The sequence below is a fragment of the Geomobilimonas luticola genome (assembly GCF_018476905.1).
Classification (GTDB): Bacteria; Desulfobacterota; Desulfuromonadia; order Geobacterales; family Geobacteraceae; genus Geomobilimonas; species Geomobilimonas luticola.
Genome location: NZ_JAHCVK010000001.1, coordinates 1,284,843 through 1,311,299 on the forward strand (window position 1 = coordinate 1,284,843; position 26,457 = coordinate 1,311,299).

General features: G+C 53.3%; 26 protein-coding genes. 1 reads left to right on the top strand and 25 read right to left on the bottom strand.

Translation table 11 applies throughout. The features are described from left to right. Nucleotides 1–59: 59 nt before the first annotated feature. Nucleotides 60–410, top strand: a complete 351-nt coding sequence (locus KI810_RS06080; RefSeq protein ID WP_214174552.1) for a helix-turn-helix domain-containing protein — start codon at nucleotides 60–62, stop codon at nucleotides 408–410. 685 nt (nucleotides 411–1,095) lie between these two features. Here the strand turns inward: KI810_RS06080 and KI810_RS06085 are convergent. The 25 genes from KI810_RS06085 to KI810_RS06205 form a co-directional block, all read right to left on the bottom strand. Further along, complete coding sequence (locus KI810_RS06085) at nucleotides 1,096–1,419, bottom strand: hypothetical protein (RefSeq protein ID WP_214174553.1); 324 nt, start codon at nucleotides 1,417–1,419, stop codon at nucleotides 1,096–1,098. A gap of 3 nt (nucleotides 1,420–1,422) precedes the next feature. Continuing rightward, nucleotides 1,423–5,040, bottom strand: coding sequence for a conjugal transfer protein TraG N-terminal domain-containing protein (locus tag KI810_RS06090; RefSeq protein WP_214174554.1), 3,618 nt, complete (start codon nucleotides 5,038–5,040; stop codon nucleotides 1,423–1,425). After that, nucleotides 5,018–5,758: a hypothetical protein gene (locus KI810_RS06095; RefSeq protein ID WP_214174555.1), complete on the bottom strand. Its 741-nt coding sequence runs from the start codon at nucleotides 5,756–5,758 to the stop codon at nucleotides 5,018–5,020. The genes KI810_RS06090 and KI810_RS06095 overlap by 23 nt, the downstream gene beginning before the upstream one ends. 8 nt (nucleotides 5,759–5,766) lie before the next feature. Continuing rightward, the gene (locus KI810_RS06100) at nucleotides 5,767–6,018 is read right to left on the bottom strand and encodes a hypothetical protein (protein ID WP_012468392.1); all 252 of its coding nucleotides are present in this window, start codon (nucleotides 6,016–6,018) and stop codon (nucleotides 5,767–5,769) included. A gap of 10 nt (nucleotides 6,019–6,028) precedes the next feature. Next, nucleotides 6,029–6,523, bottom strand: a complete 495-nt coding sequence (locus KI810_RS06105; protein WP_214174556.1) for a S26 family signal peptidase — start codon at nucleotides 6,521–6,523, stop codon at nucleotides 6,029–6,031. After that, entirely contained in the window at nucleotides 6,501–6,893 is a 393-nt protein-coding gene (locus KI810_RS06110; RefSeq protein WP_173201747.1) for a hypothetical protein, read from the bottom strand. The genes KI810_RS06105 and KI810_RS06110 overlap by 23 nt, the downstream gene beginning before the upstream one ends. A gap of 23 nt (nucleotides 6,894–6,916) precedes the next feature. Next, nucleotides 6,917–7,654 (bottom strand): type-F conjugative transfer system pilin assembly protein TrbC, encoded by a 738-nt coding sequence (locus KI810_RS06115; protein ID WP_343213465.1) that lies wholly within the window; start codon nucleotides 7,652–7,654, stop codon nucleotides 6,917–6,919. A 224-nt stretch (nucleotides 7,655–7,878) separates the two neighbouring features. After that, complete coding sequence (locus KI810_RS06120) at nucleotides 7,879–8,901, bottom strand: TraU family protein (protein WP_214174557.1); 1,023 nt, start codon at nucleotides 8,899–8,901, stop codon at nucleotides 7,879–7,881. Continuing rightward, nucleotides 8,885–9,355, bottom strand: a complete 471-nt coding sequence (locus KI810_RS06125) for a hypothetical protein (RefSeq protein ID WP_214174558.1) — start codon at nucleotides 9,353–9,355, stop codon at nucleotides 8,885–8,887. Before KI810_RS06125 ends, KI810_RS06120 begins: the two co-directional genes overlap by 17 nt. Then, nucleotides 9,352–10,008, bottom strand: coding sequence for a hypothetical protein (locus KI810_RS06130; protein WP_214174559.1), 657 nt, complete (start codon nucleotides 10,006–10,008; stop codon nucleotides 9,352–9,354). The genes KI810_RS06125 and KI810_RS06130 overlap by 4 nt, the downstream gene beginning before the upstream one ends. Then, the gene (gene traN, locus KI810_RS06135) at nucleotides 10,005–13,379 is read right to left on the bottom strand and encodes a conjugal transfer protein TraN (protein ID WP_214174560.1); all 3,375 of its coding nucleotides are present in this window, start codon (nucleotides 13,377–13,379) and stop codon (nucleotides 10,005–10,007) included. Before traN ends, KI810_RS06130 begins: the two co-directional genes overlap by 4 nt. 5 nt (nucleotides 13,380–13,384) lie before the next feature. After that, on the bottom strand, nucleotides 13,385–15,382 hold the full coding sequence (locus tag KI810_RS06140) for a hypothetical protein (protein WP_246525319.1): 1,998 nt from the start codon (nucleotides 15,380–15,382) through the stop codon (nucleotides 13,385–13,387). Further along, complete coding sequence (locus KI810_RS06145) at nucleotides 15,345–17,792, bottom strand: TraC family protein (protein ID WP_214174562.1); 2,448 nt, start codon at nucleotides 17,790–17,792, stop codon at nucleotides 15,345–15,347. Before KI810_RS06145 ends, KI810_RS06140 begins: the two co-directional genes overlap by 38 nt. 2 nt (nucleotides 17,793–17,794) lie before the next feature. After that, nucleotides 17,795–18,289, bottom strand: coding sequence for a TraV family lipoprotein (locus tag KI810_RS06150; protein ID WP_173201755.1), 495 nt, complete (start codon nucleotides 18,287–18,289; stop codon nucleotides 17,795–17,797). Beyond that, nucleotides 18,286–19,566 carry a TraB/VirB10 family protein gene (locus tag KI810_RS06155; protein ID WP_214174563.1) on the bottom strand — a complete coding sequence of 427 codons (1,281 nt, stop codon included), beginning with the start codon at nucleotides 19,564–19,566 and terminating at the stop codon, nucleotides 18,286–18,288. Before KI810_RS06155 ends, KI810_RS06150 begins: the two co-directional genes overlap by 4 nt. Continuing rightward, on the bottom strand, nucleotides 19,556–20,503 hold the full coding sequence (locus KI810_RS06160) for a type-F conjugative transfer system secretin TraK (RefSeq protein WP_214174564.1): 948 nt from the start codon (nucleotides 20,501–20,503) through the stop codon (nucleotides 19,556–19,558). The genes KI810_RS06155 and KI810_RS06160 overlap by 11 nt, the downstream gene beginning before the upstream one ends. Continuing rightward, complete coding sequence (locus KI810_RS06165; protein ID WP_078788889.1) at nucleotides 20,503–21,081, bottom strand: type IV conjugative transfer system protein TraE; 579 nt, start codon at nucleotides 21,079–21,081, stop codon at nucleotides 20,503–20,505. Before KI810_RS06165 ends, KI810_RS06160 begins: the two co-directional genes overlap by 1 nt. A gap of 22 nt (nucleotides 21,082–21,103) precedes the next feature. Next, on the bottom strand, nucleotides 21,104–21,370 hold the full coding sequence (locus tag KI810_RS06170; protein ID WP_173201758.1) for a type IV conjugative transfer system protein TraL: 267 nt from the start codon (nucleotides 21,368–21,370) through the stop codon (nucleotides 21,104–21,106). A gap of 58 nt (nucleotides 21,371–21,428) precedes the next feature. Continuing rightward, nucleotides 21,429–21,728 carry a hypothetical protein gene (locus KI810_RS06175; RefSeq protein WP_078788887.1) on the bottom strand — a complete coding sequence of 100 codons (300 nt, stop codon included), beginning with the start codon at nucleotides 21,726–21,728 and terminating at the stop codon, nucleotides 21,429–21,431. A gap of 54 nt (nucleotides 21,729–21,782) precedes the next feature. Further along, nucleotides 21,783–22,535, bottom strand: a complete 753-nt coding sequence (locus KI810_RS06180; RefSeq protein WP_214174565.1) for a DsbC family protein — start codon at nucleotides 22,533–22,535, stop codon at nucleotides 21,783–21,785. Further along, nucleotides 22,532–23,137, bottom strand: coding sequence for an OmpA family protein (locus KI810_RS06185; protein WP_214174566.1), 606 nt, complete (start codon nucleotides 23,135–23,137; stop codon nucleotides 22,532–22,534). The genes KI810_RS06180 and KI810_RS06185 overlap by 4 nt, the downstream gene beginning before the upstream one ends. A 279-nt stretch (nucleotides 23,138–23,416) precedes the next feature. Continuing rightward, the gene (locus tag KI810_RS06190) at nucleotides 23,417–24,637 is read right to left on the bottom strand and encodes a type II toxin-antitoxin system HipA family toxin (protein WP_246525163.1); all 1,221 of its coding nucleotides are present in this window, start codon (nucleotides 24,635–24,637) and stop codon (nucleotides 23,417–23,419) included. A gap of 61 nt (nucleotides 24,638–24,698) precedes the next feature. Beyond that, nucleotides 24,699–24,980 (bottom strand): helix-turn-helix transcriptional regulator, encoded by a 282-nt coding sequence (locus KI810_RS06195; RefSeq protein ID WP_239077418.1) that lies wholly within the window; start codon nucleotides 24,978–24,980, stop codon nucleotides 24,699–24,701. Nucleotides 24,981–25,178: 198 nt separating this feature from the next. After that, entirely contained in the window at nucleotides 25,179–25,496 is a 318-nt protein-coding gene (locus KI810_RS06200) for a hypothetical protein (RefSeq protein WP_214174568.1), read from the bottom strand. A 9-nt stretch (nucleotides 25,497–25,505) separates the two neighbouring features. Then, nucleotides 25,506–26,387: a ParM/StbA family protein gene (locus KI810_RS06205; RefSeq protein ID WP_214174569.1), complete on the bottom strand. Its 882-nt coding sequence runs from the start codon at nucleotides 26,385–26,387 to the stop codon at nucleotides 25,506–25,508. Nucleotides 26,388–26,457: the final 70 nt, after the last annotated feature.

Genomic DNA, 26,457 nt, shown 5'->3' on the forward strand with positions numbered 1-26,457 from the left:
AGAATTCCAGACAATAATTTAGTGTTGCAAAACACTAAACAGCTGGGTATATTACACTTATGAAAAACTTTGGTGAAATTATTCGTGACCTGAGAGTAGCTCAAGATCTGGGACTGCGCGAAACGGCGACCAAGGTGGGGATTTCTCCAGCCTACCTGAGTCGGATTGAGCGTGGAAAGGAAAGCCCCCCTCGACCAGAAATAATCAAAGAGCTGGCGAAAGTGCTGGCAGCGGATCCTGATGTGTTATTCCGACTGTCATCCTCCACAGACCCAGAAGTCGTTAGTTTTCTGCATGATCAACCCGAGATCATGAATCTTCTACGCTTTATCAAAGACGCGAATTTCTCTAGCGATGAAATAATAAGCCTCATCCAGGTGGCTGAAGGCATGAAGAGCAAATCACACTGAATTAGCCACTACAGATTGAATGCCTGCAATAATGAAAAAAGCCGCCTGTCAGCACTTAGCAGACAACGCGGCTTTTTTGTCCCACCTATATTTCTGAAGGGCACAAAGCCCATAGCCTCACCCTCCATAAATGCATGAAATTACGCCAAGTTAATACATCTTTTAGCCTCAAAAGTCAATTGATATGCAACTGCACGCAATATGATTCGAAATTCCCATAAACAACATACCCTGTCCGATCAGAACAGAGTGATACAACGCACTGTAATAATAGCATTTTGACACCAAAATGAGTTGACAATTAAAATTGAGCTGGTCAAACTATCTTATGAAATCCAATCGAAGTCAGACCGTCAGAGAAAGGAAAGAATTAGGTGAGAATAAAACTTAGAGCATTCGTTATATCGGTAGCTGGAACTCTATTTCCCTGCCTTCTTGCGGGAACAATTGTCGGCATATTCTTTCGGTCATCATTCTGGTACTGGACACTGGGTATCGCTGCCCTCGCGTTTTTTTATGCGTGCTTGGATCGTATACCAGTTCGCTTGTTTGCAGGGGTTATGAAAGGGCTGCCTTTGGGTGGGTTATTAAGGTATGGCTACGCAAGTACAGACAAAAGACCTGTACCCACTGACTACGAAATCGAAGACCGAGAACGATTCAACATCTATTCTTACGATCATTATTATGGTGATCGTGAAAAGTAATCCCATGCGCCTTTAGCTTTCAGCACTTCATCTCTTCGGAGAGTTATAGATCCCCTATATTCAGGAATTAACTCATACGGTGAAACGGCGTAGAAATAAATGCTGGTACCCTCAGCATTCTCGAAATGTTCAAGGATGGCTCCCGGAAGAGCAACCTCATTCCCTTTGACTGTTAATATAGCGCCGAAATCTTTGAGACTTACTTCTACGTCTGTATCACTCAAAGATTCAGGAACTGTAAAATCATCTTGCATCAAACATATGATGCCATCTGAAACAGGTATCAAACGTTCGACTATCATTGGCTATCTCCCCTTTCTAGTAGGTGGTGGCCCACCGGATTTCGGCAAATTGCTTGACTTGCTCTGGTGCTGCAGAATTTTTGATGTACGTTGGACTTCCTGTTGAACGTCTCTGGCTTTATCTGCTTTTACCCTCTCTATAGACCTGACAACTTGGGCTTCTTCACGGACATATTCTTTCGCTGCACGTTCTCTTCTTTCCGCCATCTTTAAGTTTGGCCCTACGACTCCTTCTACATCTCTGACTACTCCCGCCGTCTCATGCAGCGCACCCTGCCCAACAGCAATCATAGTGGCAGCCGTGCCGGCATCAATTGATCGCCCATCGGTGAATTCCTGAGTAGCTGCACTCCCAGCCAGATTCTGCTTGGATTCAACTCTCGTCCCAACCACCTGCGAACTCGAATAATCCGCCTTGACCCCACCATCAGCACGGACACTTCCGGTAATTCCACCTCCTGACCTGGTGCTGACAACAGCCGCCCCCTGCTGTGACGACTGAACAAATTGATCCTCGGTGATTTCGGAACGTTGTCCCGCAACAAGATTCCCGCTTTTGTCCATCTTCCCCTGAACCTGGGAATAATGAAGGTTGCCATCCTTGTCCTTGGCGTACATAAGGATATTTCCGTCGAGTCCGTTGGAGAACGATCCGCCGACTACCTCCATCTTTCCGGTCTTATCGTTCTTGGCATAATACCAGTCGCCATTGACCATCATCTGCTTGCCGGCTGTCTGGATCATATAGCTGCCTGATTTCCTGGAAACATTCAGTGACTGGTTTTCGTAACCAGTCTTGATAAAATCACCAACTGTCTTACGAAGCCCCTTGTCAGTAGTTGACACATTCCGGTCCAGGCGCTCGATATCTGTCCCGGTCTTGCTCTGACCGAGATCGAACTTCTGCACCCGGCCTCCCTGGTCAACGGCAAACGACGCGAGATTGCCGTTCCGGTCGTAATCAGCCTTGTAATCGAAGGCCTGGCCGGACAGCTTGGCGACATGGGCTGCAGCACTCTGGAAGCCGGAAGCACGAAGTTGCTTCTGCAGTTCGAGTGCCTGATTCCTGTCCCCTTTGGCCACGGTGCCGGAATCCGACGAATTGACGATCCCGCCATCCATGCCGACATTGACCGCACTCTTGCCGTCAGATGTTGTAAAGTTGATGTTCTGCCCCTCCATTGCCTTCTGCATCTCGGCAAAGCCCCGTTCGGTCAGGTGGCCGTTCTGGTACATCTCCGGATCGTTCTTGAGTTGTGGAGCAATCCTGCCAACCATTTGATCCGCTGCTGCGTGGACCAGTTGATTGCGGGCGATCCTCCCGGAAACATCATTGCTGGTCAGCTGCTGATAGTTGTCGTAACCACCACCTGCATAGATTCCCTGGATCTTGCCACCGGTTTCCGTTGCCAAGACATGACCAGCTTCCGTGCCGGCAGCAACCGGACCGCCCATTTGATTCGAGAGCCCGGTTACCTCTGAAGCGTGCTTGCTCTGCTGGAACTGGGCATTCATCTGCATGAGCTGCCCGGAAGAGATCCCGTAGTTATCGGCAATTCTGTTCACCGCATCGGCATTGGCAAAGTCCCCAAGGGCCGAAACCTCAGAACGCATGGCATGGAAATCTCGCCAGTTTCCGGCAAAACCCAATGACCTGGCAGCGGCATAAGCACCCATCTCCCCCTGCAGTTGCCCCACACTCTTGTCCATGTTGGCAGTTAGGAAGTCAGAGTAGTTTTCACCGGAGCCAAAGACATTTGCCAAGGCCCGGTCATTGGCAACTCCCATCTTGGCAAATGCCAGAGTGTCGCCGCCATAGCTGCCTGAAACAACATCTTTGGTCGCAGCCGACTTGTCGAGTCCCAACCGGCCATCAAATGATTTCAATTCATAGGCAGATGACAGACCGCCTTCCCGCATGGCCCTGCCACTTCCACCGAAACCGATTGATCTGCCAATCTCGCTGTCGGCAGAGATCCTGCTCGAAAACTCCATCCCAAAGTCCCGGATCATATCGCTCGACGCCGTGGTCTTGGCCGACATCCCGACCAGCGATTGCGCCTGTCTGGCCTGGAAGCTGTGCTCGTTACTCCATGCTTGAGTTGGCATAGCGGTGACATTGCGTTGCATGGCAGAAGCCCTGCCGGCAGGATCTTCAACCTCATGTGCCGCCCGGCTGCCAGCCGACTGCACCTGGTTGACCATTCCCCCGGCCATCATTGCCATGGCATGCCCGCCGAACCGGATCAACATCCCGGTGATAACCGTAGCCAGCATCATCCCGCTCATTCGGAGGGTGCCGAACATCCCGAGGATTTTTACAGTCTGATCGGGGAAGAAGTAGAGTGCATCCATACCGAGCTTGTTCTGCCGGACCATCTCGTAAGCCTGGTTGGCATAATCGACGGCAAACTGATGGACGATAGCATCGGTGACACCCCAGGCAGTGAGCCAGATGAAAAAGCCGGCAATGATTCCCACAGCCTTGCCGATCAGCGGCGTGGGTATGAATAGCGCCAGGAACGGCAGCAGACCAACTGCAATGGCTGTAAGCGCCGCCTTCATGATCGGCAACCACTCGTTGGCTGACTTCATGGCACCGGAAGCGCTAAGCAGGAATTGGTAATTGGTTGCACCGGCAGCATTGCCGCTGCGGAAAATCTCCTCCAGCCGCTGGGAGACGTAGGCCTGCTTCAGAAAGTCATCTATGCTCGCAGCTCCGAGGCCGGTTCCAGCATTGACGTTATTCAGAACCGTCTTGCACTGGGTCAAAGCGGCGGCATCAGTAACGTCGTAACCAAGATTGGCGCAAACCGATTCGATATTCTTCCCCAGGTTGGCCGGGGTGAGAGCAGCCTTTATGTTGGTCCAGGAATCAGTACAGGTAAGCGCTTGGCCCTGCGGGTTGGCGGCATTGAAGTAGACCGTCCAGATGGCCGGGTTGACCGCCTTATCCAGGGAGCCAACAAAGTTGGTGGTGGTCTTCCTCAGTTCATCCACCGTAAGGTTGGCATTGGGATTCATCAGAGCGTAGGAAACGCAATCCTTGACATAGCGCCGCATGGAGGCGTCCAGATTGCTGTCCACTGCTGACAGGGGAATGCTGGTGAGTTGGGCGAGACCCAGGAATCCTTTTCCACCGGCCTGCGTCTGGTAATTCAGGGGATCTCCGGCAGTAGTGACGATATCCACCAGTCCCCGCTCGATCTTATTCAGGATACCGGCCACTGCCACAACACCGTCCGGTATTCCGCCAACCGCCTGGTTCTTGTTGAAGACCGGGTCGTACACGTGAATTGTCCCCTTGGGGACGACCAGAGCGAGATAGACCATGACGCCGATCAGGGTCGGCACGATCCAGGTCATGACTGAGCCGTTGGCAGTTCCAAGCGACTTGGCAAAGACCGTCACCCCGCCAAAGAAGAGCCCGGCGGTGATGACCACGAAATAGAGCGATTTGTAAGCATTGTCACCGAAGATCAGTGCCAGCTTGCCGAAAGCGTTCACGACGGCATCGTGGCCACCCCAGACGTAGAACTCCATATCCAGAGCCAAAGCCATGGTTGGGATCAGCACCAACAGTGCCGTAAGAATGAGCCTAGATACTGTCCGTATCGACATGTACTACTCCTGCATCTATCAATTTACGGTTGCGCCTCCATGCGACCAGCATGGCGATAATGGGAATGATGATGAACACCGCCGTGGAAATCAGGACAAAGTAGGCGGAAATGAGGAAGATCCCCTTGAATCCCTGGACCCAGTTATATATCGAGGTAACGGTGCCTTGAGAGGTCTTGGTGTAGTAGAGCTTGGTCACTGCCCACACCACATTATTGTCTGTGAAGATTTTGAAATAGAGGAAATGGAAGGCAATGAAGGCCACAACTGCCTTGACAATTGCCCCGAAGATCATTCCGCCCAGGAGGTTTAGCACCATGGCACGAGTGTACTCGCCGATGAAGCACGTGGAGGCCTTTGCCATGAAGATGGCGTACCCCAATGAGAAGCCCAGCGCCAACAGGAAGGCGCTGAACTTGTCGAAGAAGGTCGGCGACGGGTCACCGAACATGGGGATGTACTGTTCGATCACCCCTATGGCAACAGGAGTCAGGAATGCCGAAACAATCCCCGAGGCAAATGAACTCCTGAATCCCACCTCCATGAATTCAAGTCGCTGCTTGGTGGTCAGGAAGCGGGACTTGATCATGCAGCCTCCCAGTTCGTTGGCGAAGTTCTGATCGATATACGATATTGCCTCCAGGAGTCCTCGCGGGTGGATCTCATTGCTTGGCGGTACCGGCATGATATCCGGTGTGCTGTTACTATCCTTCGACACGTTCTCTCCTATCCCGTGAACGATCTGATCAGGTTCATGATCCCGCCGCCATAGGCGACGATTGCCGCCAGTAGCAGGCAGATGGCAGCCAAGGTCGGATTCCGCTGTCGGACTCCAACCCAGAAGGCCGAGACCACGAGGGCAACGAAGAAGAAACGCCCCCAGAAACCGTAGAGCAGTGTCGCGAAGAGTTTCTGCCAGAAGCCGGTATATGCAGCCTGCCCCATGTAATGCAGGGGGTTGAGTTTCTCAATAGGCACGTAATTCCTCTCAGAAAATCGGGTAAGCTTTCGCCAGGATGCGGTTCTTGTCCACGAAACCGAAATAGCGGGAGTCGTAGCTGTCTTTGTGCTGTCCCATGACGAACATGACTCCCTTGGGGATTTGACCATTGAAGACGAAGTGCTGCAGCGGCTCCCCCTTCAGCGAGATGTCTTTGGCCCGGACCATATACTCGCCGTTGCAGTAGAACTTCTTCTCCGCATCGACGGTGAGCTGATCCCCTTCGTTGCAGCCGAGAACCTTCAGCATCTCCTCCGACTTTTTCATACCAACCTTGGCCGCAAGTTCCTTATGGTGAAACAGGACGTAATCACCTCTCACCACCTTGTCCGGATTACGCGTGAGCCAGTAGATCCTGTGCTTGAGCGAAGGCGTGAGAGTAACACTGAACTTGTAAGGGAGCAGAGTTCCCGCAACGAGCAGGCAGGTGATAGCCATCCAGAGCCGCCAGTTATGGAAATCAAGGTTTAACGGTTTCGGCATTGCGCACCACCGCGTCACCCATGATGATCACCCGGTTCTTTGGAATTGCCGTGATGACGGTTTCCAGTCGGTCGAAACTCTTTTTCAATTCGTCATCATTCAGTTTGCCGGCCAGATAGTTGTCCCGCTGCTGGGAGATGTACCCCTTGATATCGACTGCAACTACCTTCTGGGCGAACCAGCGGTCATAGCCAACTATGGTTGCCAAAGATGCTCCAATAGACACCGCCACACAGATCGCTATCATGGAAACAAGGCTTGGATGCTGTTTGGGATGCTTTTTGGGATACTCTTTGGGTACCGAAACGGCATCCTTGTTGTTTTCCGATTCCTGAGAGATGTTAGACTCCATGCTGGTTTCATCATTCATGCGAATGTTTCCTCTTTCCTTTTTCAGTTTTTGTTTGCCGGAGTGGAAAGCAAAGCGGCCAGGGACTGCGATCCAGTTTCCCTCTGGATCTGATCAAGCAGGTACTCCAGGCGGGCGTCACCGTATGCCGTATGGTAATCCGCAATAGTGGTGTTCTTGGCATCTCCTTCACTTAAGCCGGCATCCTCAGCTTTGAGCCCCCTGGCATAGACCACGGCGGGAACCCGATCGATCTGGTACCGCCGGAACAACAGAGGATCGACTGCCAGGCTTGCCGGTACCATCTCGCATTCCCCTTCCTGTGGGCGGCACGACAGGTCACGCTGCAGTACTGAGGCGATGAAGCTGATGGTCGGCTGGATCTTTGCCATCCCATCGATGAACCCGCACATGACCAGGGTGATGTTCGGATCTCCCAGGCGGGCCACCGAAGCGGCGTAGTTCCTGATCGTCTGGAGCGGCATTGCCGAGGATACGAAGACATAGATTCGTTCGGAGTTGGTGAGTTTCCCTTTGCTTTCCTGTTTGGCCTTATCCGCGTAATAGCTGGCGACCTTATCTCCAAAGACCTCAGTCTTGATTCGTTCCGTCTCACTCAATACGTGCAGCTGGAATTCATCCGAGTGGTAGTAGGAATCAAGCGTTCCGGCCAAATCCGACATTTCGCGTTCATTGCGGTTTTTGGGAACTGTCATTCGCTCTGCGAGTTGGTCGGCCTTGGTCAGGGTATTGGCAAGATCCGGTACACTCAGTCCTTCCACATCAGTCTCCTTCCACACGGTTCCATTCATAACGACCTTCACCTTTTTAAGCTTTGTCTGGATGAAGGCTCTGCCGGGTTTGCCGCTACAAGTGCCCACTTTACTGAGATACACCGTATCCTCGACGATCTTGTCGACGATGCAGCAGGTATCAGGGGTAGTGATGTATCCAGGATTACCGGCAGCAGATACCACCCAGGGCGCAGCGATAAATAAACAGGACATCAATTGAGTGCATAGCCGACGCAACAGACCCTCCTTCGTGTAAGTGACCAGAGAAAATTATCCGGTGAGGTGTTGGTTGTGCCAAAGGGCGGATTCTTTGCCGTCCCCCAAATCAGCGACGGCCTGCCAATGGGTATGCAGTCGTTTCCCCGTACCGGTCTTGCTATCTGGAGCCGGTAATTGCTTTTGACGAGAATCGGTGTCACGACCCCGGCACTGGCACACTGGTTGATGCCGGTATCATAGAGGAGCGTCTCTCGCCCGAGCTTGAACAGCATCCGAGCCGCCAAGCCCGCATTCACATTGAAGGGGTTGTTCTCGATCATGCTCCCCGAAAGAGGGTAGAACGATCCCCAACTACCCATGCACCAGAACAGGGGATCGATTGGGTAGGACATGGTTGCTCCAACGCTGTCGGCAACGCACGCCAACTGCGATACCGGATTGCCGAACAGGAGCGCCTCCGGGTTTATGATGAACGACAGACTGTCATCGTTCCACATCGGGTCCACTTCCGTCATGTAGGCCAGGTCGAACGCCCGGTTCTCGGCGCAGGGGAAATCCATGAACAGTTTCAGAATCGACCAGGCCGGGAAGTAGAAGTAATGAGCCTGCTGGAAGGCAAAGTCCGAATCGCCATACTCCTTGCTACGGATCTCGCCTGAAGAGAAGCCGGGTTTCGGGTTGGTCATGCCGGTGCCCATGACCGGGAAACAGAACGGGTCCTTGACCGTCTCGATCAGACGGGCATGCTCCCAAAACGCGGTTGACACGCCAAGGATCAGTATCCCTTTGCTGTCCGGACAGGCACAGACCGGCGAGGTAATGTTGCCTGGAGCCGGCTCGGCGCCATTGCCGTAGGAGACGCTCCCCATCTTCACCGGGAACATGCACTGCCAGCAGATATCGGTAACCGGGTTGAGCACCTTTCCCTTGCAGGAACCGCCTGCCCCGTAGGCAACCGGTACTGTCAGAAAAAGCGTGACCATTGTAATGATCGTTATGTTATTGCTCAGGTTCATCCTCATACCGCACCTTGAATTCGGACCCTTCGTCCGTGATGATGATGGCCGCTCCCTTGCTTCCGGTCGGATATCGACCGACAGATCCTTTGCCACGATTGGAACTGTTGTTGCCCTGTAGTTGCTCTGGCGAAACAGCACCCCAGTCATGGGCACGGAATCGGCTCTGCACTGCTTGCAACTCTTCCATGAATTTCCCGTCGTTGCTGAAGTCATCCATAACTCTGCGCGACAGGACAAATTGCTTACCTCTATCTGTATCTGAAGATTCCGAGGACTTGCTGGTGACAGCCCTCCCTGCTTTGGCAACCCAGTTGACCGGTGCCAGAATGGGTGCCGCCACGGACGGTAGCCGAGTAGTTTCTTCGACGTTTGTCCAGGATTCGTGTGAGCAGCCGGCGCAAAGCGCCAAGATGCCAGCCATGCAGAGTGATTGAGTAATAAGTGAATTCATTGGGCTCCTTTCTTGTCTTGTGACGATCTGGACGCAGCTTTTGCCTTGCCAACCGGCAGCGCCACTTCAGTTACCTCCATCAACCGACCCTTCTGCTTGATGACCGATGGTACGGCCTTCAGCTTGAGGCGTTCGATCATCTTACTGTCGGCATAGAACAACGGACGGCTGATCCGCTTCGACACGGCCCCGAAACTCCCCTCGGTCAGAAGTAGCGTTACATCGAGCCGCTTGTCATACTCGGATGCGGCAAACCACTTCACTTGCTCCGGGTCGGTGCCGTCGATGACCACCAGCGTTTTCGGGTAGATCACGTAGTCGAGCGGGTTAAAGGTGTAACCCTTGGGGTAAAGAATCCCCCCCTTGCCGTCAGGCACATCGATCTCGGTGGTATAGGTCATGTCAACCGGGAAGCTCCGGTTCCGCTTCGCTCGGGGCAGGCTCGCCTTGTCCGGCGGTCCCTGGTAGTTCTCGACCTTGCGTTTGTCCAGCACCTTGTTCCAGTCCACCTGCCGGGCACGCTCCTCGATCTCGGCCAGGGCATCCCGTTCCGTGATTCGGTATGTGGTTCCGAAAGTGCCAATCACCTTGGCTTGCACCGACGAAACGCCAAGCACCAGAGCTATCGCTGCCAATCCTGTGCGCCTGATCATTTCGGCGTCGCCTGGTACTTGTTCTGGATGTTTTGCATGATGGTCTGTTGTGAACCATCAATCTTGGTAGCAAGATCCTTCTGTACGTCTTCGAAGTATTCCGAAAGATCGATCCTCGAAAAATCCAGTGCCTGGAATTCGTCTGGCGTAAAGCCGCGGCAGTTGGGTGCTTCGGGTACGCCCCAGCCGCCGTTCGGCTGAAACGATTGAAGTTGCGGTCTCCCCTGTTCATGTATGATCCTCGCCATTTTCGAGTTGAAGCAGCAGAAGCTTTTAGCCTTCTGCACACATCCCACCAGCGGCCATTTTTTATAACAATAGTCCCCCACGTAATGACAATCTTTGGCGGCATTCTGCATCCCGGTCTGAATGTCACCCTGATCGCATCCGCTCCCCATCAGCACCTTCATGACTACCAGGACGACTACCGCGATGATGATGGTGGCCGGGTTGAACAGGGCAGCGGCATACGCCTGAAGTCCGGCACCGATAGCCGATGCCCCTGTAGCACCACTGGCCATGGTTGCGTATGCTCCAGTTGCCGCCGCTCCCGAAAGTGTTGTCGTAGTACCGGCAGCGGAAACAACTGTCATGGAGGTGACTGCACCTGTAGCGGTGGTAGATATCGCCGAAATCTGCGCAGCACCGGTCACCAGTGCATTGCCGTAATAGGCGACCTGACCGATTTCATAGGCCATCTGGATACCCTGAACCGCTGTCGAGATGCTGGTGCCGGTATCCTCCGAAGCCACCTTGTCGCTCTCGCAGCAGTTGTTGAGGTACCCGACCGTCAAGCCGGGGGGACGGCAACGCGACGCCTTGCCGTTGAAAATGTAGATTTGGCCGAGGCAGTTGCCGTTCGCATCTTTCGGCCCGTCATTCTGAAGCATGGACTCGTCAAGAGTGGTCGTTACCTCAGATCCGGGCGCTCCGGGATTGAAACAGGGGTTCGGGGAGCACTGCATCTTGCCCTGGTATTCCATGCAAGCGTACTGAGTCCCGAGCGGACAGGTATTGAACCCCTCAAAGCAGCTGTCCTTCTGCGGATTGTAAATGCCGGCGCCACTGCAGATCGGCACAGCCTCGCACTTGCCGATAGGAAGTGGCGTATAGGTCGTTCCCGCCGGACAGTCGTGCTGGACTTCTGATACGCACTTGTCGAGCGTGGTTGAGAACGTAGTGGTAGCGACCTGTGAGAAGGCAGCGTCCTTGGGACAGGTAACCGGCTGAAGACATTTGAAGTCTGCCTGGCTCCAACTGTAGGTGCCACAATTACGGGTCAGCGTGGCCTGACAGACATTGAGAGCCGCGTCATAAGCACCATTGGCGCATACCGGTGAAGAAAAACAGAGATTTGCGGCAGCATCAAAGGAGTAGGTGCCGCAGTCCCTGGTGATGTTTGCCTCACAGAGGTCAGTTGTGGTGTTCAGGGTGCCATTCGGGCAGGAAGGCGCAAGAATGCACAGCCCGCTGGCGCTGTCATATGTCCCCTGGGAGCATGTTGGTGTATAGGCGGCCCAGCAGACATCCATGTTCGGGTCGAAGTTACCGCCTGAACAGGTCGGGTTGGTGGCGGAAAGACACTGATTACCATTGATGAGAGCCTGACCGGCTGGACAGACCATCTGTGTCGAGGCCATCGTGAATGAACCGGACAACATCCAGGCACTGGCCGGTGACCCATCGGCACAATAACGGTCCATGAAATAGTAGCTGCAGTTGCCGACGCTGTCGCATTGCAACGCCGACAGGGCATAACCGGTACTGGTCAACTCGGTTCGGGTCAGAAGGTCGAGGGGTGACTGAATCGTGATGGCGTCAGAACCGAGACAACAATAATTAGCTGCAACACTCACCTGTCCTTGTGGGCCGTTGGGGCAGGAGATACTTACATTGCAGCAGGAGTCGGCATAGGGTGCGCAAAGAAACGATTGAGGACTGCAGGATAAAACCTGTTGTGCGCTGGCACCGGTGATAGCGTCACACTTGTTTGTGACCACATTGTAGGTAGTGCCTGCCGGGCATTCGGGTGCTTTTTCGCAGCGCCCCCTGGAACTGTTATAGCTGTAGCCGCTTGGACATGATGGCACGAAGGGCTGGACGCAGAGATTGTACGAGGCGTTATAACTGCCATAGGTACAGATCGGCGAACGTTCGCACTTGCCGGTCGCGCCGTTGTAGGCATAGCCATTGGCAGTGTCGCAGACCGGCATCCAGGCTTTTTCGCACCGATCCTTGGCCGCAATGAACGCACCTCCGTCAGTGCACGTTGCCGACTTCACACAACGGTCGTATGTCTGGCTGGCCGGGTTGGTGTCATAGGTATAGCCAACGGGACAATCGTTTTGAACCAGTTTCTCACAGCGGTCGGCAACCGGACTGAAGGTACCGTTTTCCGGACAGACCACAGTCGCGATGCATTTGTCGATACCAGAGTCCCAGGTATAGCCGCTGCCACACACGTTCTGGGCGGTGGCCTGGCACATATCACGGGTTGTCTCAAGAGTAGAGCCAGCCGGACAGACCGGTGCGGTATAGGTTTCGACGCATTCCGTGGAACCGACCGGGCAGAATTGTCCTTGAGTCGTCTGAATGCAGTTGGCTGTTTCCCCCGGATCACCGGCATAGCCGTTGTTATTCAGATCCTGACCGCACATAATGTTATTGATGGCATTGGGATCAGGTGGTGGCGGAGGAGGTGGCGGCGGTGGAGGGGTGATCGTGCCTGGGTCGATGTACGACAGGGCACAATCGAGCTTGCCGGGAAATTCGACTATCTGTGAGCTTCTTGTCCCATCAAGACCGCTGGCCCAGATCCCGTCACTTCCCATGACGACTGCCTGCGGGTCCTGTCCGGTATAGGCACCAGCAGCCGGCCATTTTGTGAATGGAAGTCCCGATCCGTCAATGGCGTTGAATCCAACGGGCCCGAACTCTTTCCAGGCGTCGATGTAGGTGCTCTTATCCGAGGTTGCTGTCCCCAGATAGGTGCCATAGCGCTTGATCAGGAAATCCAGTGTCTGCTGGCTGTCCACGCTGACCGGCTTGGCCGCCCCGAACTGTCCGAGAGACAGCATTCTCTTGAGCGAGGCCGTGTCAGTACCGGTCATCAGGTACTCCCGGCTGATGTTCGCAGAGAAGTCGAAATAGATGTCGGGAAGCGACTGGCTGCCACTGACGGCTGATTTGGCAATGGCGTAGGTCTTGCCGTTGAATTCGGTGAAGAAAGCCAGGGCATCAATGTAGCGATAGGTGGTACCGGTCGAGATGGTGTCCTGGCAACTGACAACTGCCTGCGCCGTGGTGGTTACCCCGGAGAGGGAGAGCAGGAGAACGGCATAAAGAACTGAATAGGCGATACGGAATAGCATCTGGTTTACCTCGACTGCATCGGCTGTTTCTGGCCGCTCGAACAGATATTGTCTTTGCCTGCCAGCCTGAGCGTCTGGATGACCGTGGCAGCCTCGGCAAACTCGTTGATGCACTGGCAATCGATGACGATTTCTTCGCCCGGGTCGGCAGGACAGCTATTGTTGATGCAGGTCTTGTAGAAAATGTCGTATGACTGGGCGGGAACACGCATGTCGGTGACGGTACCGGTCGTCGTTACCTGGGTATCGGTCTTGGCGATGCGGGTTTTGCAGGCTACTTCGCATTCCGAGGCCGGGTCCCGTTGCGGCAGGTTGATGCTGCCGTTGGCAATGTTCCAGCCCGTGGGGCCGAGACGTGGGTCCTGGAAGGTCAGATTAGCTGTGTTGTCGCTTGCAGAGGAGACCACCTTCCCGAAACGGGTTGCCACATCAGAGAAGTCGTATTGCTGACTGCCGCAAACGTAAGTACGCTTCTTGTGCCACCAGTCGCGGCAGATCTTGTTAGTACCCACCTGTCCGGTAAAATTCTTACAGGAAGGAAGTGGGTTGAAGCCGGTCGGATTGAAGTTCTGGTAGGTCACGACACCATCGATATCCTCTTCCTTCAGACGGCAGTCCGGGTCGTTGGCCAGGGTAGCGCACTTATCCTCAACGGCTTCCGTGTAGGTATCCTCTTTGAAGTCGAAGAAATAGCTCCAGTCGAACGACACCCCTTGAGCACCCTTGGCTGGACAGACAATGCCGGTCTGAACGGAGGTATCGAAACCGTTAATGACCCCGTCGACCGAAGCCGAAGCGGAATTGCAGCCGCCGCCGCTCATATTGTTCATGTTGAAGGTCGCTGACATGAGCTGACCGAGCTTGGCCGGGTCAGGTGTGGACACGGTGACGGTTTTGACGTTATGCCAGCCATCGCCTCCAGGGCTTCCGCCGCAGTTGTTGTGTGCTGCTCCCGGTCCTCCAGGTCCTGTATCCAGGTATTCCAGCTGATAGGTCAGGTCATCGACCTTGTGAACCCGTATGTAGACCAGGTGATCGGTACAGAGTGCGCTGTTCCCTAAATCGTTGAAGGACTTGGTGGTGGTATCAACACGTCCAGCCCGGTCGACAGTACAGATGCTTGATTTGCCTTGGGCCTCCCGGGCCGCACCTGAGTTGGAGATCATGTAGTAGAAACTGCTCGGATCGGATGACTGGGAAATGGCAGCGGAATCCCTGGCTGCCGTCAACTGGGGCCAGTTGGTGTAGTAACCGGACAGGGTGGAGACAGTCGGCGAAGATGAAAAGGCCGAGACACTGGAGGCGGCGTTATTGGTCTGGGTGGTAACCTGGCCGTAATAGGTGATAGTGGTAATGTCGGTATTAACGTTGGTGATGGTGAAGGAGGTATTGCTGGTATGAACAGCATTGACAATACCCCCGCCGATATCCTTCAGCACAATGGCACTGTTGACCCAGACCAGGTTGCTGCCGCAACTGCTGTTGATACAATAGCAACCGCCGAGATCAGTAATGGATGCCGGAGCCTCAGTGACCCGGCCATCGGCATCGGCGGCCCATGTGTAGTATTTGCAGTTTGTCCAGGTACCGGCATTACATGAGATGAAGCCGTTGGCGCAGACCCCTGACACAAGCGACGGCACGGCGTGGACATTATCGATAGTGCCATCAGTATTGAGATCCTGGCTGATGATGACCTGCTGCAAGTCACCGGTTCCTGACGGCTGTATCATCACCTCCAGGAACTTTGCTGAAGAAGGAGCACTCAAAGTTGCCGGAAAACTATTGGCACCGTTGACGGTCTGCATAAGGTTCGATGAGTTGGTCATCGGCAACGAGATGTTGCTGTTGACACCATTTTTACTGCCGAACCTGGAGAGCGCCGTCTGACCGGCATTCTGGCCAGCGGTCTTCCCATCGACTCCGAAGGCAGACGTGCTACCCAATGCAACAGACATCATCAGGCTAACTACGGTATTTCTTGACCATCTCACGGATTGCATCCTCATAACTCACTCCGCCATCAACCATTGCCTCTATTTCAGTTATCTCGCTCGCATCAGACGTAAAGACGTAGTAGGAGAAGGGATCTACGGCCAATCTGCCAACCCCGACGCCAAAAGGAGTGTCCATGAAGATCTCTGAGTACTTGGGCTTGTTGCTCTTAGTTGACTTGAGAATCCTCATGGTAAATTCGTCGTAGTCCATCAGCTTCTCGTCCAGCGCCTTCTCGAAGTCAGATGACTCCAGATAGAACTTGAAGGCCGAGTTATTCCGGATGACATCGCCAACCCCGCCGAAGAGCTTCATGTCGAGCACCGACTGGGTAATTATGGTGAAACTGCCATGGTATTTGCGGGCACGACGGTACCCTTCCTCGATGACCTCCTTCAGGGTCGAACTCTCACCAAGGAATTGCCACGCCTCGTCAAAAACGATCAGCCGCTGATCTGACTTGTCAGAGAGATAGAGATCCTGGGTGACTGCATTGATCACCTGAAGGGTGACGACCCGGAACAGTTCCTTGCGGGACTTGAGGTGCTCCAGTTCCAAAACCACGAACTCGTCATTGGAGATGTCGAGGCTGCTTTTGCCGTTGAAGAAACGGCCAAAGGTTCCGTCGCTCTTGAAGTCGGCCAGGTTGAAGGCAAGTCGGGAAGCAGCCTCCTTGATCTCGCCACCCTCGGATGAGTACTGGTCGAAATTGAACAGGTACTCGTAGACGGTATCGATATCTGCATCGTTGCCCTCCTGCTGCCAGGCCCAACGAACTGCCCCCTTGATCAGGGTCATCTCCGTCTCGCTGGGAATGGTCTTGCCGGTGGAAAAGACCATCTGGGCAACGATGGGGGCGATAACCGGTATGTCGAACTCGGGATCGATGATGTTGGTGAAGGGGTTAAGACAGACCTGGGAATCTTCGCTGAAGTCCAGATAGCGGGCTCCGAAGAGCTTGGTCATCTTCTTGTAGGAACCGCCGATGTCGATAATCCGAATCTTCGATTTCATTGCGAAGTAGTTGTAGACCAGATAGTTGATGAAGAAGCTTTTGCCGGCGCCGCTGGAGGCACAGACCATGGCGTTATGGTTGTTGACCCCTTTGTTGAAGATGTCGAGGCCGAACAGATTCCCTTTCCTGCCTGCGAAGAGCATCACCGGCTTGCCTAGTCCGGAGAAGTCCCCCTGCACCGGCAGGGTGACAGCAATACTATCCACCGGAAGAATATGGTCGCGGTCGAGAGTGTCGATGTTGCTGCCGTGGTCGTAGAGACCGAATGGCAGGGAAGAGATGAACAGGATGGGAAGAATCCCCTTATCCTCCTGCATGACGTACCCTTGCCCCTCCCAGACCCGCTTGGCCCTGGTGACGGACTCGTTTACCAGCCATTCGTCGCTGCCGTACACCCACATGATAGGAATGACACGGTAGAACTTCGTGCCCCGTTCCAGTTCATCGACCGCCCAGAGGTACTCGTCTTTCTTTCTGGCCAGCGATGGGGCGAAACTGCCGACACCCTGCTGCTGCAGGACCAGGTTGCACTTGGTGTGAAGCTTGTTCTTCTGGTTCCGTAGGACGATATTCAGCGTAAAGAAGAATGGCGTCCGGATCTGATCAGAGTCGGTAGCCATCCCCATGATCCCGCCGAAGAGCTGGTTGGTCTGGATCGGATCGCCGTTCAGGGGGAATGACTTCGGGGTGACGCAGCGGAAGTGCCGGGAACCGAACTTGAGAGAAGAGAACCTTTTCTCTACCTTGGTCCCGAGCAGTACCTGCTTACGGATGATATTGCGTTCGTCATAGTGGGTTGAATTCGCAGACGGGTCCTCATTCAGCATGCGCCGCAGCCAATCCAGCAAGTTACCCGGATTGACAACAACCGGTGAAAGGCCGGCGCCACGCAGCACTTCCTGGATCGTGCCGAACACTTCTTCAAGATTTACATGGGCACTGTCCTTCACCGGAAACTTGACTGTAAAAAACATCCTGAAGTTCCGGATTGGAATACCGCTCAGACAGCCGAGACCTTCCACACCTTCCTGAAAGAAGCGGGACACGTTGTCAGAAACCTCGCGTACCAGTTTGCTGTCGCGCAATTTCATGGAAGTATAGGTATCCACAATATGCTTAACAAAAGGGTCGGCGAATAGAATGAACTGCATGATCGAACCGTCAGGCAGGTTTACACGGAATATCCCCTCTAGGGTCCTGATGGTAGTCTCACAGGCAAAAGCCAGTGGAGCACACTCCCACATCATCCCGAAGGTGTTATCGGTATTCAGGTAGATCTGATTCTTGGGGTCATGGGCAATCCACGGGAAATATTCGGAAAAATTGTCCCGTTCGGAGAGGCGGCGTAACTCGCTCCTGGTGAAGCCCCCTCCACTTCCAAACAACGCTGACGCTACGCCCATGTCTAGTCCTCCTCGCCGGATGTAACGGAGTCACCCATCAACCAGCGCGGTTCATCAACGAAGAAGTAGACATAACGCAGCATGTAGAATTCATTGTCCTGGCCGGTGTATGGCAGAAGGAGCACCCGCATGGTTTTCGGGGGAGCAACAACCGGTGTGACCGGTTCTTTCAGGAGTCCGCTGAATTTGTCGAACAGTGCCGATTGGTAGCGGTTGTAGGTACCGTTCTCTTTGGCCGACGGATGCAGGGAGATATCCTTCTTGCCTTCGGTGCAGAGACCAGCTGCAGCACTGTCAGCATTACAATCGTCTTCCTTGTGTTCTGCAGGTGCTTCGCTTGATTTGCCAGGGCTTGCTGTCGATTCCTTGTAGGCGGTTTGCACCGAAACGCACTTGCCGTTGCTGGTTTCAGGGCAGCTAAAGCTGCTTTCGTAGGGGTTGAGCAGGGCACAGCCGCTCATTGTCAGCATTCCTATAGTAATAAGGGCTTTCTTCACTTTCCGCCTCCCTTGGCAATTTTCTTGATGTCCAGATTGATTCCTTCGCTGATGACCAGTGTCACCGGCTTTGTGGCTCCGACTTCTATGACCGGCATGGTTTGCCTGGCCAGTTCCATGTAAAACTTCTGGATCTCTTTGAAGCCACTCGACAGGCCGGACCCAAGCCCAGACATGGCAATGTCTTTGGGGTCAACGGTTTGTGTTGTACCGAGAGGGCTTACGGACATGGTCGTGGCCGCAGACTTAATCGCGTCACCGGCACCGCCGAAAAAGCCGGCCAACATGCTCCTGGCGATCATGGAGCCCATCTTGGCAACGACCCGGCCTCGCAGGCCAATTTTGCCGTCTTCATCAACGACGAACCCTTTGATCTTCTGGTCGACTACCGCCTGCCCCTTACGGTCGAGACATGACAAGGAAACGAGCAGCAGTTCCGCACGCTCGGTGGCCAGGTTCCCCTTGCCGTCGGCTATAACAAAGCACCCTTTGAGGTTTGCTTTGACGCTATTGGGCAGTACCGCTGGAGTCTTTACCCTGAGCAGCACCGGTACCGGATTTCCTTTGGCTTCCGAAGTGGTTGGAGCGTCCAAGCCACTCAACAGAGTCGCCTCCATAAAGGAAGGTGGCAGATAGACCGAGACGGTCCCGACGTCTTTTTTTTTATCTTCCGCATCAGCCTTGGCGTGCTTGCCTGATCCAGGAGACGAGACGATGGCGATATCGCCGATTTCGGTTTCGGGTGGAGATTGCAACTGGCCTGCAGCCATTCCTTGAGGTGCGGCAGGTGGGGGAGGAAGCGAAAAGCTGCTGCTTTGCGGCATCGGTGGAAGTGGCGGCAACGGCTGTTTTGATATCACTGTCCTGCCGGAACCGGCCTTTTGCGTCTGGCCCTGCTGTTGAGCAGTGATGGCAAGATGATTGTCACCAGCTACAGCGGGTGTAGTGCCGGCCTGAAGCACCGGTGCTGGAGTCGGGTCACCCTTTTTCTCTCGGGTGATCTCATCGAGTTTTTTCTGGAGTTCGGCAACTTTGTCGTCACGCTTGGCAATCTCCTTCTGACTTTCGAGGAACTGTGACTTTTCCAGGAGTTTTGGCTCGATGCTCAAGGGCGCTTGTTTCACACTTTTTGTGGAAACGGAATCTTTCCCCCTGTTCATGGCGTAATATCCAATCGCGAATACGGACACAAGAATGCAGCCTGCCGCACACCAGGCAAGATTCCGACGCTGACTGCCACTGAGTCCGTTCCAGAAGGACAGGAGCTTATTTTTCATCGTCTGCCTCCTGGACATCTGACTCGGTACGGTTTTCTGTGGGCTCTTTTTGGTTTCCCGACTTGTTTGCTGGCAGACTCTGCCTTGCCTGATCCATTACCGGCAGGTCACCGGTCAGTCTCCGAACCCCCTGTTTCTCGGCACGCTGCTCCACCACAAACACTCTGGAAGAGTCACCTGTTCGCAGAACATGACGTTCAAGTGTTACAGCTATTGGGTTGTCCACCAGCGCCGTACGCAGAAACATCTTCTCGTTCATCTTGAACTCGGGAGTTTCGCCCCGCAGCGATGCCTCGAACTCCTTGATCCGGAGACCTTCACCCTCGATGTCCACGGTTCGTTTGAGGGTCAGAAGGATTTCCCGGAACGTGAAGAATCGTTTTTCCTTTTTGCTGATGGTGTAGGAGTCAGGAATGTTCTCGGTGTAGACTTCCCTGATCGCCTTGAGTACTTTCTTCTCGAAGGGTAAGCCGGCATAGAGAGACAGGTTCTCTTTGATCTTCTTCTCCTGGCCGGAAGTGAGGCGAATTGTTTGGGATGGTACTCTTTGGGGAAATGCGACCAAGCTGAAGACTTTTTCGCCACATACGACATAAAGCTCGGTCGGTGTAGATGAGTAGAAGAACTTGTCCCCCTTCTTGGTCACCTTGAACTTCACGAAGGCATCCTTGCCGGTGATCTTGATCGTTATCCCTTTCTCGGTTGAGGTCAGGACTTCTCGAATGTCACCTGGGCAGGAGATCCGATTTATGTCGGAACTCGACAGCCGAATACCGGTTGACGATTCGGGTAAGACAACGGTCGGAAACTCACCCTCGACCGGCTTTTCAATAGCCTGGTCAATTGCAGTCTTCTGTTTCTGGATAGCACCTTGTTCCAATGCATGCGCCAATGTCGGCACCAGCAATGCGGTTAGTAAAGCTATTGTTTTGCGCATCACGCCCCCTTGTTTTCGCCTAACGCCGGCTTTTCATAGAGCCGCACCAGGATGAATTTTCCGTTCTCGAAGCGGTATTCGATGAGGTAGACCTTCAGAACGTCCTCTGCCTTCTGATCCACCATGTAGGTCTTCTTGGTACCGGTCACTACGAGACGCCGCTTCTCGGCGTCATTGATGATTGAATGAATGTAAAAGGCACTGGAGGCCTTGGTGTTTTCGATTTTGTCCGCCAGTTCGTACAACTCTTTCCGTGATGCCTGGAATTCGGCGGGGTCGTAGACGGCTAGCAGTTCGCTGAACTGCGACCGGACGTTGACCGGGTTGTAGGTAAGCGCCAGACTCAGGATGTAGCGGGTGAATTCCTTGAGGTATTCATCCGAGGCTTTGTCGCCGGAAACCGAGATCTTTGAATTGATGGTCGGCGGCACGAGAATCACCCGCTGACTGTTCAATGCAGTGAATAGTCCGGCTGTGTTGATGACAACGGCAATGCCAAGTGCTACGACCACGAACTTGAGCAGCCGGTTTTCGGCGAAAATGTTGGAACTTTTCTGTAGAAATATGTCGAGGTTCACTTCTTTCTCCCTCTGTTTGTGGTCATTCCAGAAAATCTCTTTCGAAGAACTGCGGGTACCCCTTCATCGGTGCCAGACCGATGAAATAGAGAACGTGGCGCAGGAAACCTCGCGGGTACTGACGCTTGAAGCGGCTGTATGCCCACGGTACGATGATCATTGTCAGCCAGAGATATCCCCCGAACTGCTGGGCGAAGATAAAACTTGCCGTCATGATGGCCAGGTCATCGGGTTCGAACCAGAGGACCTGGAACGGCTGCGTCAGATATTGGGGAAACTTGCGGATCAAGTACGCCTCCGTTCATGGCTACAAGATGGTGGGGGGGCTTTCGCCCCCCCGGTTGTGGCTAGATGATCATCCCGAGTGAGGTGACGATCTTGTCCGAGTTGATGACGAGTACTCCTCCCAGGATGCAGAGGACTGCCGGGACCATCTTCTGCTGGATCATGACAACGACGCCGGCGATGATGGAAAGGACACCGGCGATGGCGCCGAAAGGTCCCTTGAGGATGTTGTTGATGAAGAAGTCGTAAGCCTCGAAACCGAATGAACCGGCTACGGGGGCAACGAGGGCCATGGCCTGGGATGCCGCCAGCGTTACGATCATCGCAACGAGGGTCATCAGAAGCATTTTCCGCTTGTGCATTCATTTCTCCTTTGAGCTGTTGGTGTGATGGTCAGACGATGTTGCGAAATAGATTCAGTGTGATTGCGGCTTGCTCACCTCCTTTCCCTTGTCCAGCAACCCGGTGATCCGTTGGATGTCTGCACCATTCACGTGAGCACCTTCGATCCAGAGTGCCGGTGTTCCACGTACGCCAAGCCCAGCGGCAATTTTCTCCATCTCCTCCAGTTGCTGTTGCTGTGTGTCATCGGTTATGGAGATTGGCTTTCCGTCCAGCACTCCCTCGAATACATCATGGAATGCCTTGTCCCTGTCAGATTGCGACAGGATGTAGCGAGCCTTTTTCTCTGCGTCGGGATGTATCCTACGTAGTGGGACGAAATAGACGTAACGTGTCACGTCAGTGCGCTTCGAGAGGAAGTTGTCAACTTTGCGGCAATAGGGGCAGTCAGGGTCGGTGAACTCTATGACCTTTTTCGGGCCGTTGCCGATTTTCAGGGCTTTATCCAGAGGGAGAGTGTTGATTCGTTCTGCAACAACCTTCTCCCGCATCTCGGCTGTCAGGTTCTTGCCGTCTTTGGTCCAGATTTCACCAAAAAAAAGGTATCCTTCGGGGCTGAAGTAAAATACCTGTTCGCCTGCGGTGATCTCATATAGGCCCTTGAGCGGCGATTCCCTGAAGCCATCCAATTTCATATTTGGAAAGGTCTTCATCAGAGTCTCTTTCTCCGTTCTCAGATTGTCGTTAGCCATAGAGAAACCCGCCGCAGTCACGATGAACATCATCAGCCCGCCGACCATAAGTTTCTTGTTATTTGCGGTCTTCACATCTCCTCCTTTTGTAATCCGATGATTTCTACTCTTCTGTTCTGTTGCTTGTCCTGCGAGGCGGGGCAGCATTTGCCTCTGCCTTCAATAGTGTTGATGTTCACCCCCTTGGCCTTCAGTGCCGTGGCGACGGCCTCTGCTCTTCTGAAGGACAGTTTCTTGTTGTAATCATCCGTACCGATTGTGCAGGTGTATCCGGTTACATTGACGGCATTACCTGCGGGAATATCCCTTGATATCCTTTCCAAATTGCCCTGCTCTAATTGGGAAAGCCTGGAACTGTCGAACTGAAAGTGAACCGTCCCGAGTAGCCCCTTGATTTCAGGCTGCTCATTTCTGGGTGCAACGGCAACAACCTCAGATTGAGTAGTAGTCGGCTGTATTGGCATGGATTCGCTTATTCTCACTGCAAGCTTTGTAATGGCAGGGAGGATGGTCAGCTTGCTGTCCGGGCAATTTGAACAGACAACAAAAGTGTCTCCACTCTGGGCTGATGCTGCATCAAAGGAATACGCGAACGGTCGTTGGCGTATATCGGAAGCGAAGCTTGACAGTGGAACGAGAAAAACGAGCGACGCAGTGGTCATGAACTTTGCCAGCATGTGTCCTCCGGAAATTTGATCTTCATATTGATTATCTTCTGGGGGGGAAGGTGCGAGGGTGGTCTTTGCGAATTCCTCTTTGACGAGGTAGGAAAATTCTTAAGATAGGCCACGCACTGGCGGCCACGGCCATACACTTGCCGTTACCAGTTGTGGCGGGACAGCGAGTAGCGTGAATTGTTCAAATATGAGGAGTTCTGAAAAAGGATTGGGTTACAGAAGGAAGGGGGTCTTTATAAAAAAGCCGCAAACTCCAGAAGAAGTCCGCGGCTTTCAGTCTCATCCTCGCTGGTGCCGTCTAGCGAGATCTTTTAGGGGCCCTGGTTCCAACCCCTCGAAAACATATGGATTCAATATCTGATTCCCCCACATCAAATTTCGATCAACTTCGCTTAACGATGCATCGTCACAGACAGTCGACCAATTTTGTTCGATGCACGCTATCTGTTTAGCGATAATGTCGACGGCCTCCTCTTCAGAGAGGAGAAATTGCGGAGCGGCAGCAATGCATGTGGTTATCCGACTTGAACGGTCGTCTCCCATAACCAGCATTGCTTGAGTGGCGATCTGCCCATGGCGAGCCTGTGGGCAGATATCGTATGCCGGGGTTAACGTCAGCATCTGTCCGTCCCAGAAAGCTGCATGGTTGCGGGCATGGTCGTCAGTATTGCCAACCAGAATATTGAACACGATACGGGAAAACAGTTCGCGCAATGTTCCGGGAGCATTTGTGAATTTACTCCGGATAATTTCAGCCAACGTTTCATAGCTTGCGTAACGGGCCATCATCTCATCCAGAGTCAACATCGTCAGAGCCGAAATAAGGCTCTTGCGCTGCCACCCATTAGCCGTTGCCTTCCGATCAAAACGATCGACAAGCAGCACATCCTTGCCGGCGGCACGTTCTAGTGAGACCGGCGCCACATCAATGTCAGCCATGGCAGCTAGTCTCATTGCGACATACTCTGCTTTGACGACGGAGTAGAGATCGGTGGAAGTGGAAAATTTCGCTATGAATTTCCGGGATTCACTTTCAATGAGGGCCTTGGGTCGTGCTCCACCGATAGAGGTGCCATGCTGAAGTGCCTGGGCAAGCTCAGGAGTTAACGGTATACCCTTCTCGACACGCTCGGTCGCCTCAATCAGTTCTTCAATAGGGGCTCCGGAGGCATATCGTGGCTCGTACTGCGTAGGCGATAACTGGAAATCAAGGGCGCCTATCCGGTCGGACCCAGACTCAATAAGGTAACTGAGTTCGTCGAGTGCTGCCGGGTCGATTCCAGACGCTTTATTTCCGAACTTCTTGTTGAGAATTACCCTGCGTCCCCAGGCATCAGGAGCAGCGTCCCTTAAACACCCCGGGATGGAAAGCCCAGAAAGGAGAGGGAGTAGCCCCTGACGCAGGGGAAGTTCAGCGTCGTAAATCGAAATAGCATTGTCGCGCTGCAGGTAGCTTTTACCGTAGTTGAAGACATATGTCGTCCCTACGGTTGTAAGCATTCCAGCCACCACCGGATGTGTCTCTCCAGGGAGCCAGATCCAGACATATAATTCTTTGTACTCAGAATTCATCGTTTACTTTCATAGAGCTGCGAACCAGTTGGGGAAGGAGAGCCAGCTTATCGTCAACCCGGCTTATATTTCTGGAGATATTCGCGTTCCCTTCATCCCCAAATAGGTTTACCCCAACCAGGTTGGCTACCTCAAACACCAGACCAATCTCACACTTCGGGTCGCCACGCTCGATCTTCTGCAAAGTCCTTCTGGAAATCCCGGCCCGGCCAGACAGGTCTTCCTCGGTCATCTTACGTTCTTTCCTGCCGAGCCGGATGAGTTTGCCCAACAGCTCTGCTGCATCCCGGGTCTGGCGGAGATATGTGCGGTTCACTGGAGACGCCATAGATCACCAATTGAGTATTATCGTAGTCATGTGATAGCTTCGTGATTACGATAATAGCCAAAACATAAAAAGACGTCAATAGAATTTCTGTTTAGCTGTTGACTCACCATGACTCAATATCTATCCAAATGAAGCCAGAAGTCATTCCAGTATTTTACCAAGGACCGAGGAACAATAGTCATCCGTAACTTCCCCTGATGGGATGATATGCCTTTCTACTACCGCTGCCGGTTTTGGCAGCATTTCTCTTGGCTGCTCCGTGGCTATCTGGGGTTTGGTACGTGTTGGCGGAGTTTCGCGGGACATGAGATCCATGACCTGCATCCCTTGCTCTGATGCAAGAAAGTATTTGAGTGCTTCGTGAGTGTATGCTGACTGCTTCCGACTTTTACGGAGGCGTGCGAAAGCATTGACGATGTCGGGATCATAGGTTTTGATCTTGAGCGTGAACTGGGCCATGACTCACGCTCACATTCCGCCTGCAAGTGATCGGAATCCGCGGGCATTCGCAAATTCCGGAACCGGCAGGACGATTACCTCGATATTCTTTGCTGGGAAGCCATCTTTGAGCAGTGCGGCACCACCACCAAACAGCAATACCCTGTCGAAGTCGGCATGCATTCCAACGTGCGCCTGCAGCTCTCCCTGGACATCCCGGAGGATGTGCTCGATGTAGGCAACGCCGGCATCATTGATTTCTTTCCTGACGTCGTGTCGCTCGAAACCGTATTGCAGATAGCCTTTCTCGATCAGGAAAGCTATTTCTACCGGGGTGAAAGTGCCGGAAGGTGCCAGGTCCTTGATGCGTGGCAGCAGATAGCTGGTTGCCATTTGGTGAACACCCCGTTTGTTGAGGGTCTTGCCGTAGATGATCTGTCTTTTCTGAGGAGAAAAGAGCGTAAAGATAATCGTGTTGAATCCGATGTCTATTCCCAAGACGTTTCCATCTGGCCGTTCCTCGACATTGTCCAAGTAATCCCTGAGTCCACCGAGACCTTGCGGGAATATGGCGACATCAGTGACGAGTGCTCCAGACAATGCCTTTGCTAAGGCCGGAACCGCTCCGCCAGGTTTGTTTTGATCCTGCCAATAGGAAAATGGCAGACCAACCGCGAGCGTGACCGTCCCTTCAGCCTTGGCTGCCTTGAAGCAGTGGCCAACAAACTCTGGATAGAACCTCACAAGCTCTTCCATCGTTTTCAGGTAGGACGAACCCGATGACAGAAGTGCTTCTTCTCCCACCATCAAATTATCTCCGTCATATCTGAATGCGGAAATAATTCTCCCCTTACGATCCTCATACATCCACTTTGCTGACGAAAAACCCAGATCACAAACCAGCACACTCATGACTGCCTCCTTGGAGAATATTTTGGGGAACAAAACGTCCCCTACACCTATAATCTTGCGGGGGGGAAGG

Excerpts from the sequence above, each read along its gene's own strand:
- KI810_RS06080 (WP_214174552.1), top strand. The coding sequence starts at position 60 with ATGAAAAACTTTGGTGAAATTATTCGTGACCTGAGAGTAGCTCAAGAT.
- KI810_RS06085 (WP_214174553.1), bottom strand. The coding sequence starts at position 1,419 with ATGATAGTCGAACGTTTGATACCTGTTTCAGATGGCATCATATGTTTG.
- KI810_RS06090 (WP_214174554.1), bottom strand. The coding sequence starts at position 5,040 with ATGTCGATACGGACAGTATCTAGGCTCATTCTTACGGCACTGTTGGTG.
- KI810_RS06105 (WP_214174556.1), bottom strand. The coding sequence starts at position 6,523 with ATGCCGAAACCGTTAAACCTTGATTTCCATAACTGGCGGCTCTGGATG.
- KI810_RS06110 (WP_173201747.1), bottom strand. The coding sequence starts at position 6,893 with ATGAATGATGAAACCAGCATGGAGTCTAACATCTCTCAGGAATCGGAA.
- KI810_RS06120 (WP_214174557.1), bottom strand. The coding sequence starts at position 8,901 with ATGAACCTGAGCAATAACATAACGATCATTACAATGGTCACGCTTTTT.
- KI810_RS06125 (WP_214174558.1), bottom strand. The coding sequence starts at position 9,355 with ATGAATTCACTTATTACTCAATCACTCTGCATGGCTGGCATCTTGGCG.
- KI810_RS06130 (WP_214174559.1), bottom strand. The coding sequence starts at position 10,008 with ATGATCAGGCGCACAGGATTGGCAGCGATAGCTCTGGTGCTTGGCGTT.
- traN (WP_214174560.1), bottom strand. The coding sequence starts at position 13,379 with ATGCTATTCCGTATCGCCTATTCAGTTCTTTATGCCGTTCTCCTGCTC.
- KI810_RS06140 (WP_246525319.1), bottom strand. The coding sequence starts at position 15,382 with ATGCAATCCGTGAGATGGTCAAGAAATACCGTAGTTAGCCTGATGATG.
- KI810_RS06145 (WP_214174562.1), bottom strand. The coding sequence starts at position 17,792 with ATGGGCGTAGCGTCAGCGTTGTTTGGAAGTGGAGGGGGCTTCACCAGG.
- KI810_RS06155 (WP_214174563.1), bottom strand. The coding sequence starts at position 19,566 with ATGAAAAATAAGCTCCTGTCCTTCTGGAACGGACTCAGTGGCAGTCAG.
- KI810_RS06160 (WP_214174564.1), bottom strand. The coding sequence starts at position 20,503 with ATGCGCAAAACAATAGCTTTACTAACCGCATTGCTGGTGCCGACATTG.
- KI810_RS06175 (WP_078788887.1), bottom strand. The coding sequence starts at position 21,728 with ATGCACAAGCGGAAAATGCTTCTGATGACCCTCGTTGCGATGATCGTA.
- KI810_RS06185 (WP_214174566.1), bottom strand. The coding sequence starts at position 23,137 with ATGCTGGCAAAGTTCATGACCACTGCGTCGCTCGTTTTTCTCGTTCCA.
- KI810_RS06190 (WP_246525163.1), bottom strand. The coding sequence starts at position 24,637 with ATGCTTACAACCGTAGGGACGACATATGTCTTCAACTACGGTAAAAGC.
- KI810_RS06200 (WP_214174568.1), bottom strand. The coding sequence starts at position 25,496 with ATGGCCCAGTTCACGCTCAAGATCAAAACCTATGATCCCGACATCGTC.
- KI810_RS06205 (WP_214174569.1), bottom strand. The coding sequence starts at position 26,387 with ATGAGTGTGCTGGTTTGTGATCTGGGTTTTTCGTCAGCAAAGTGGATG.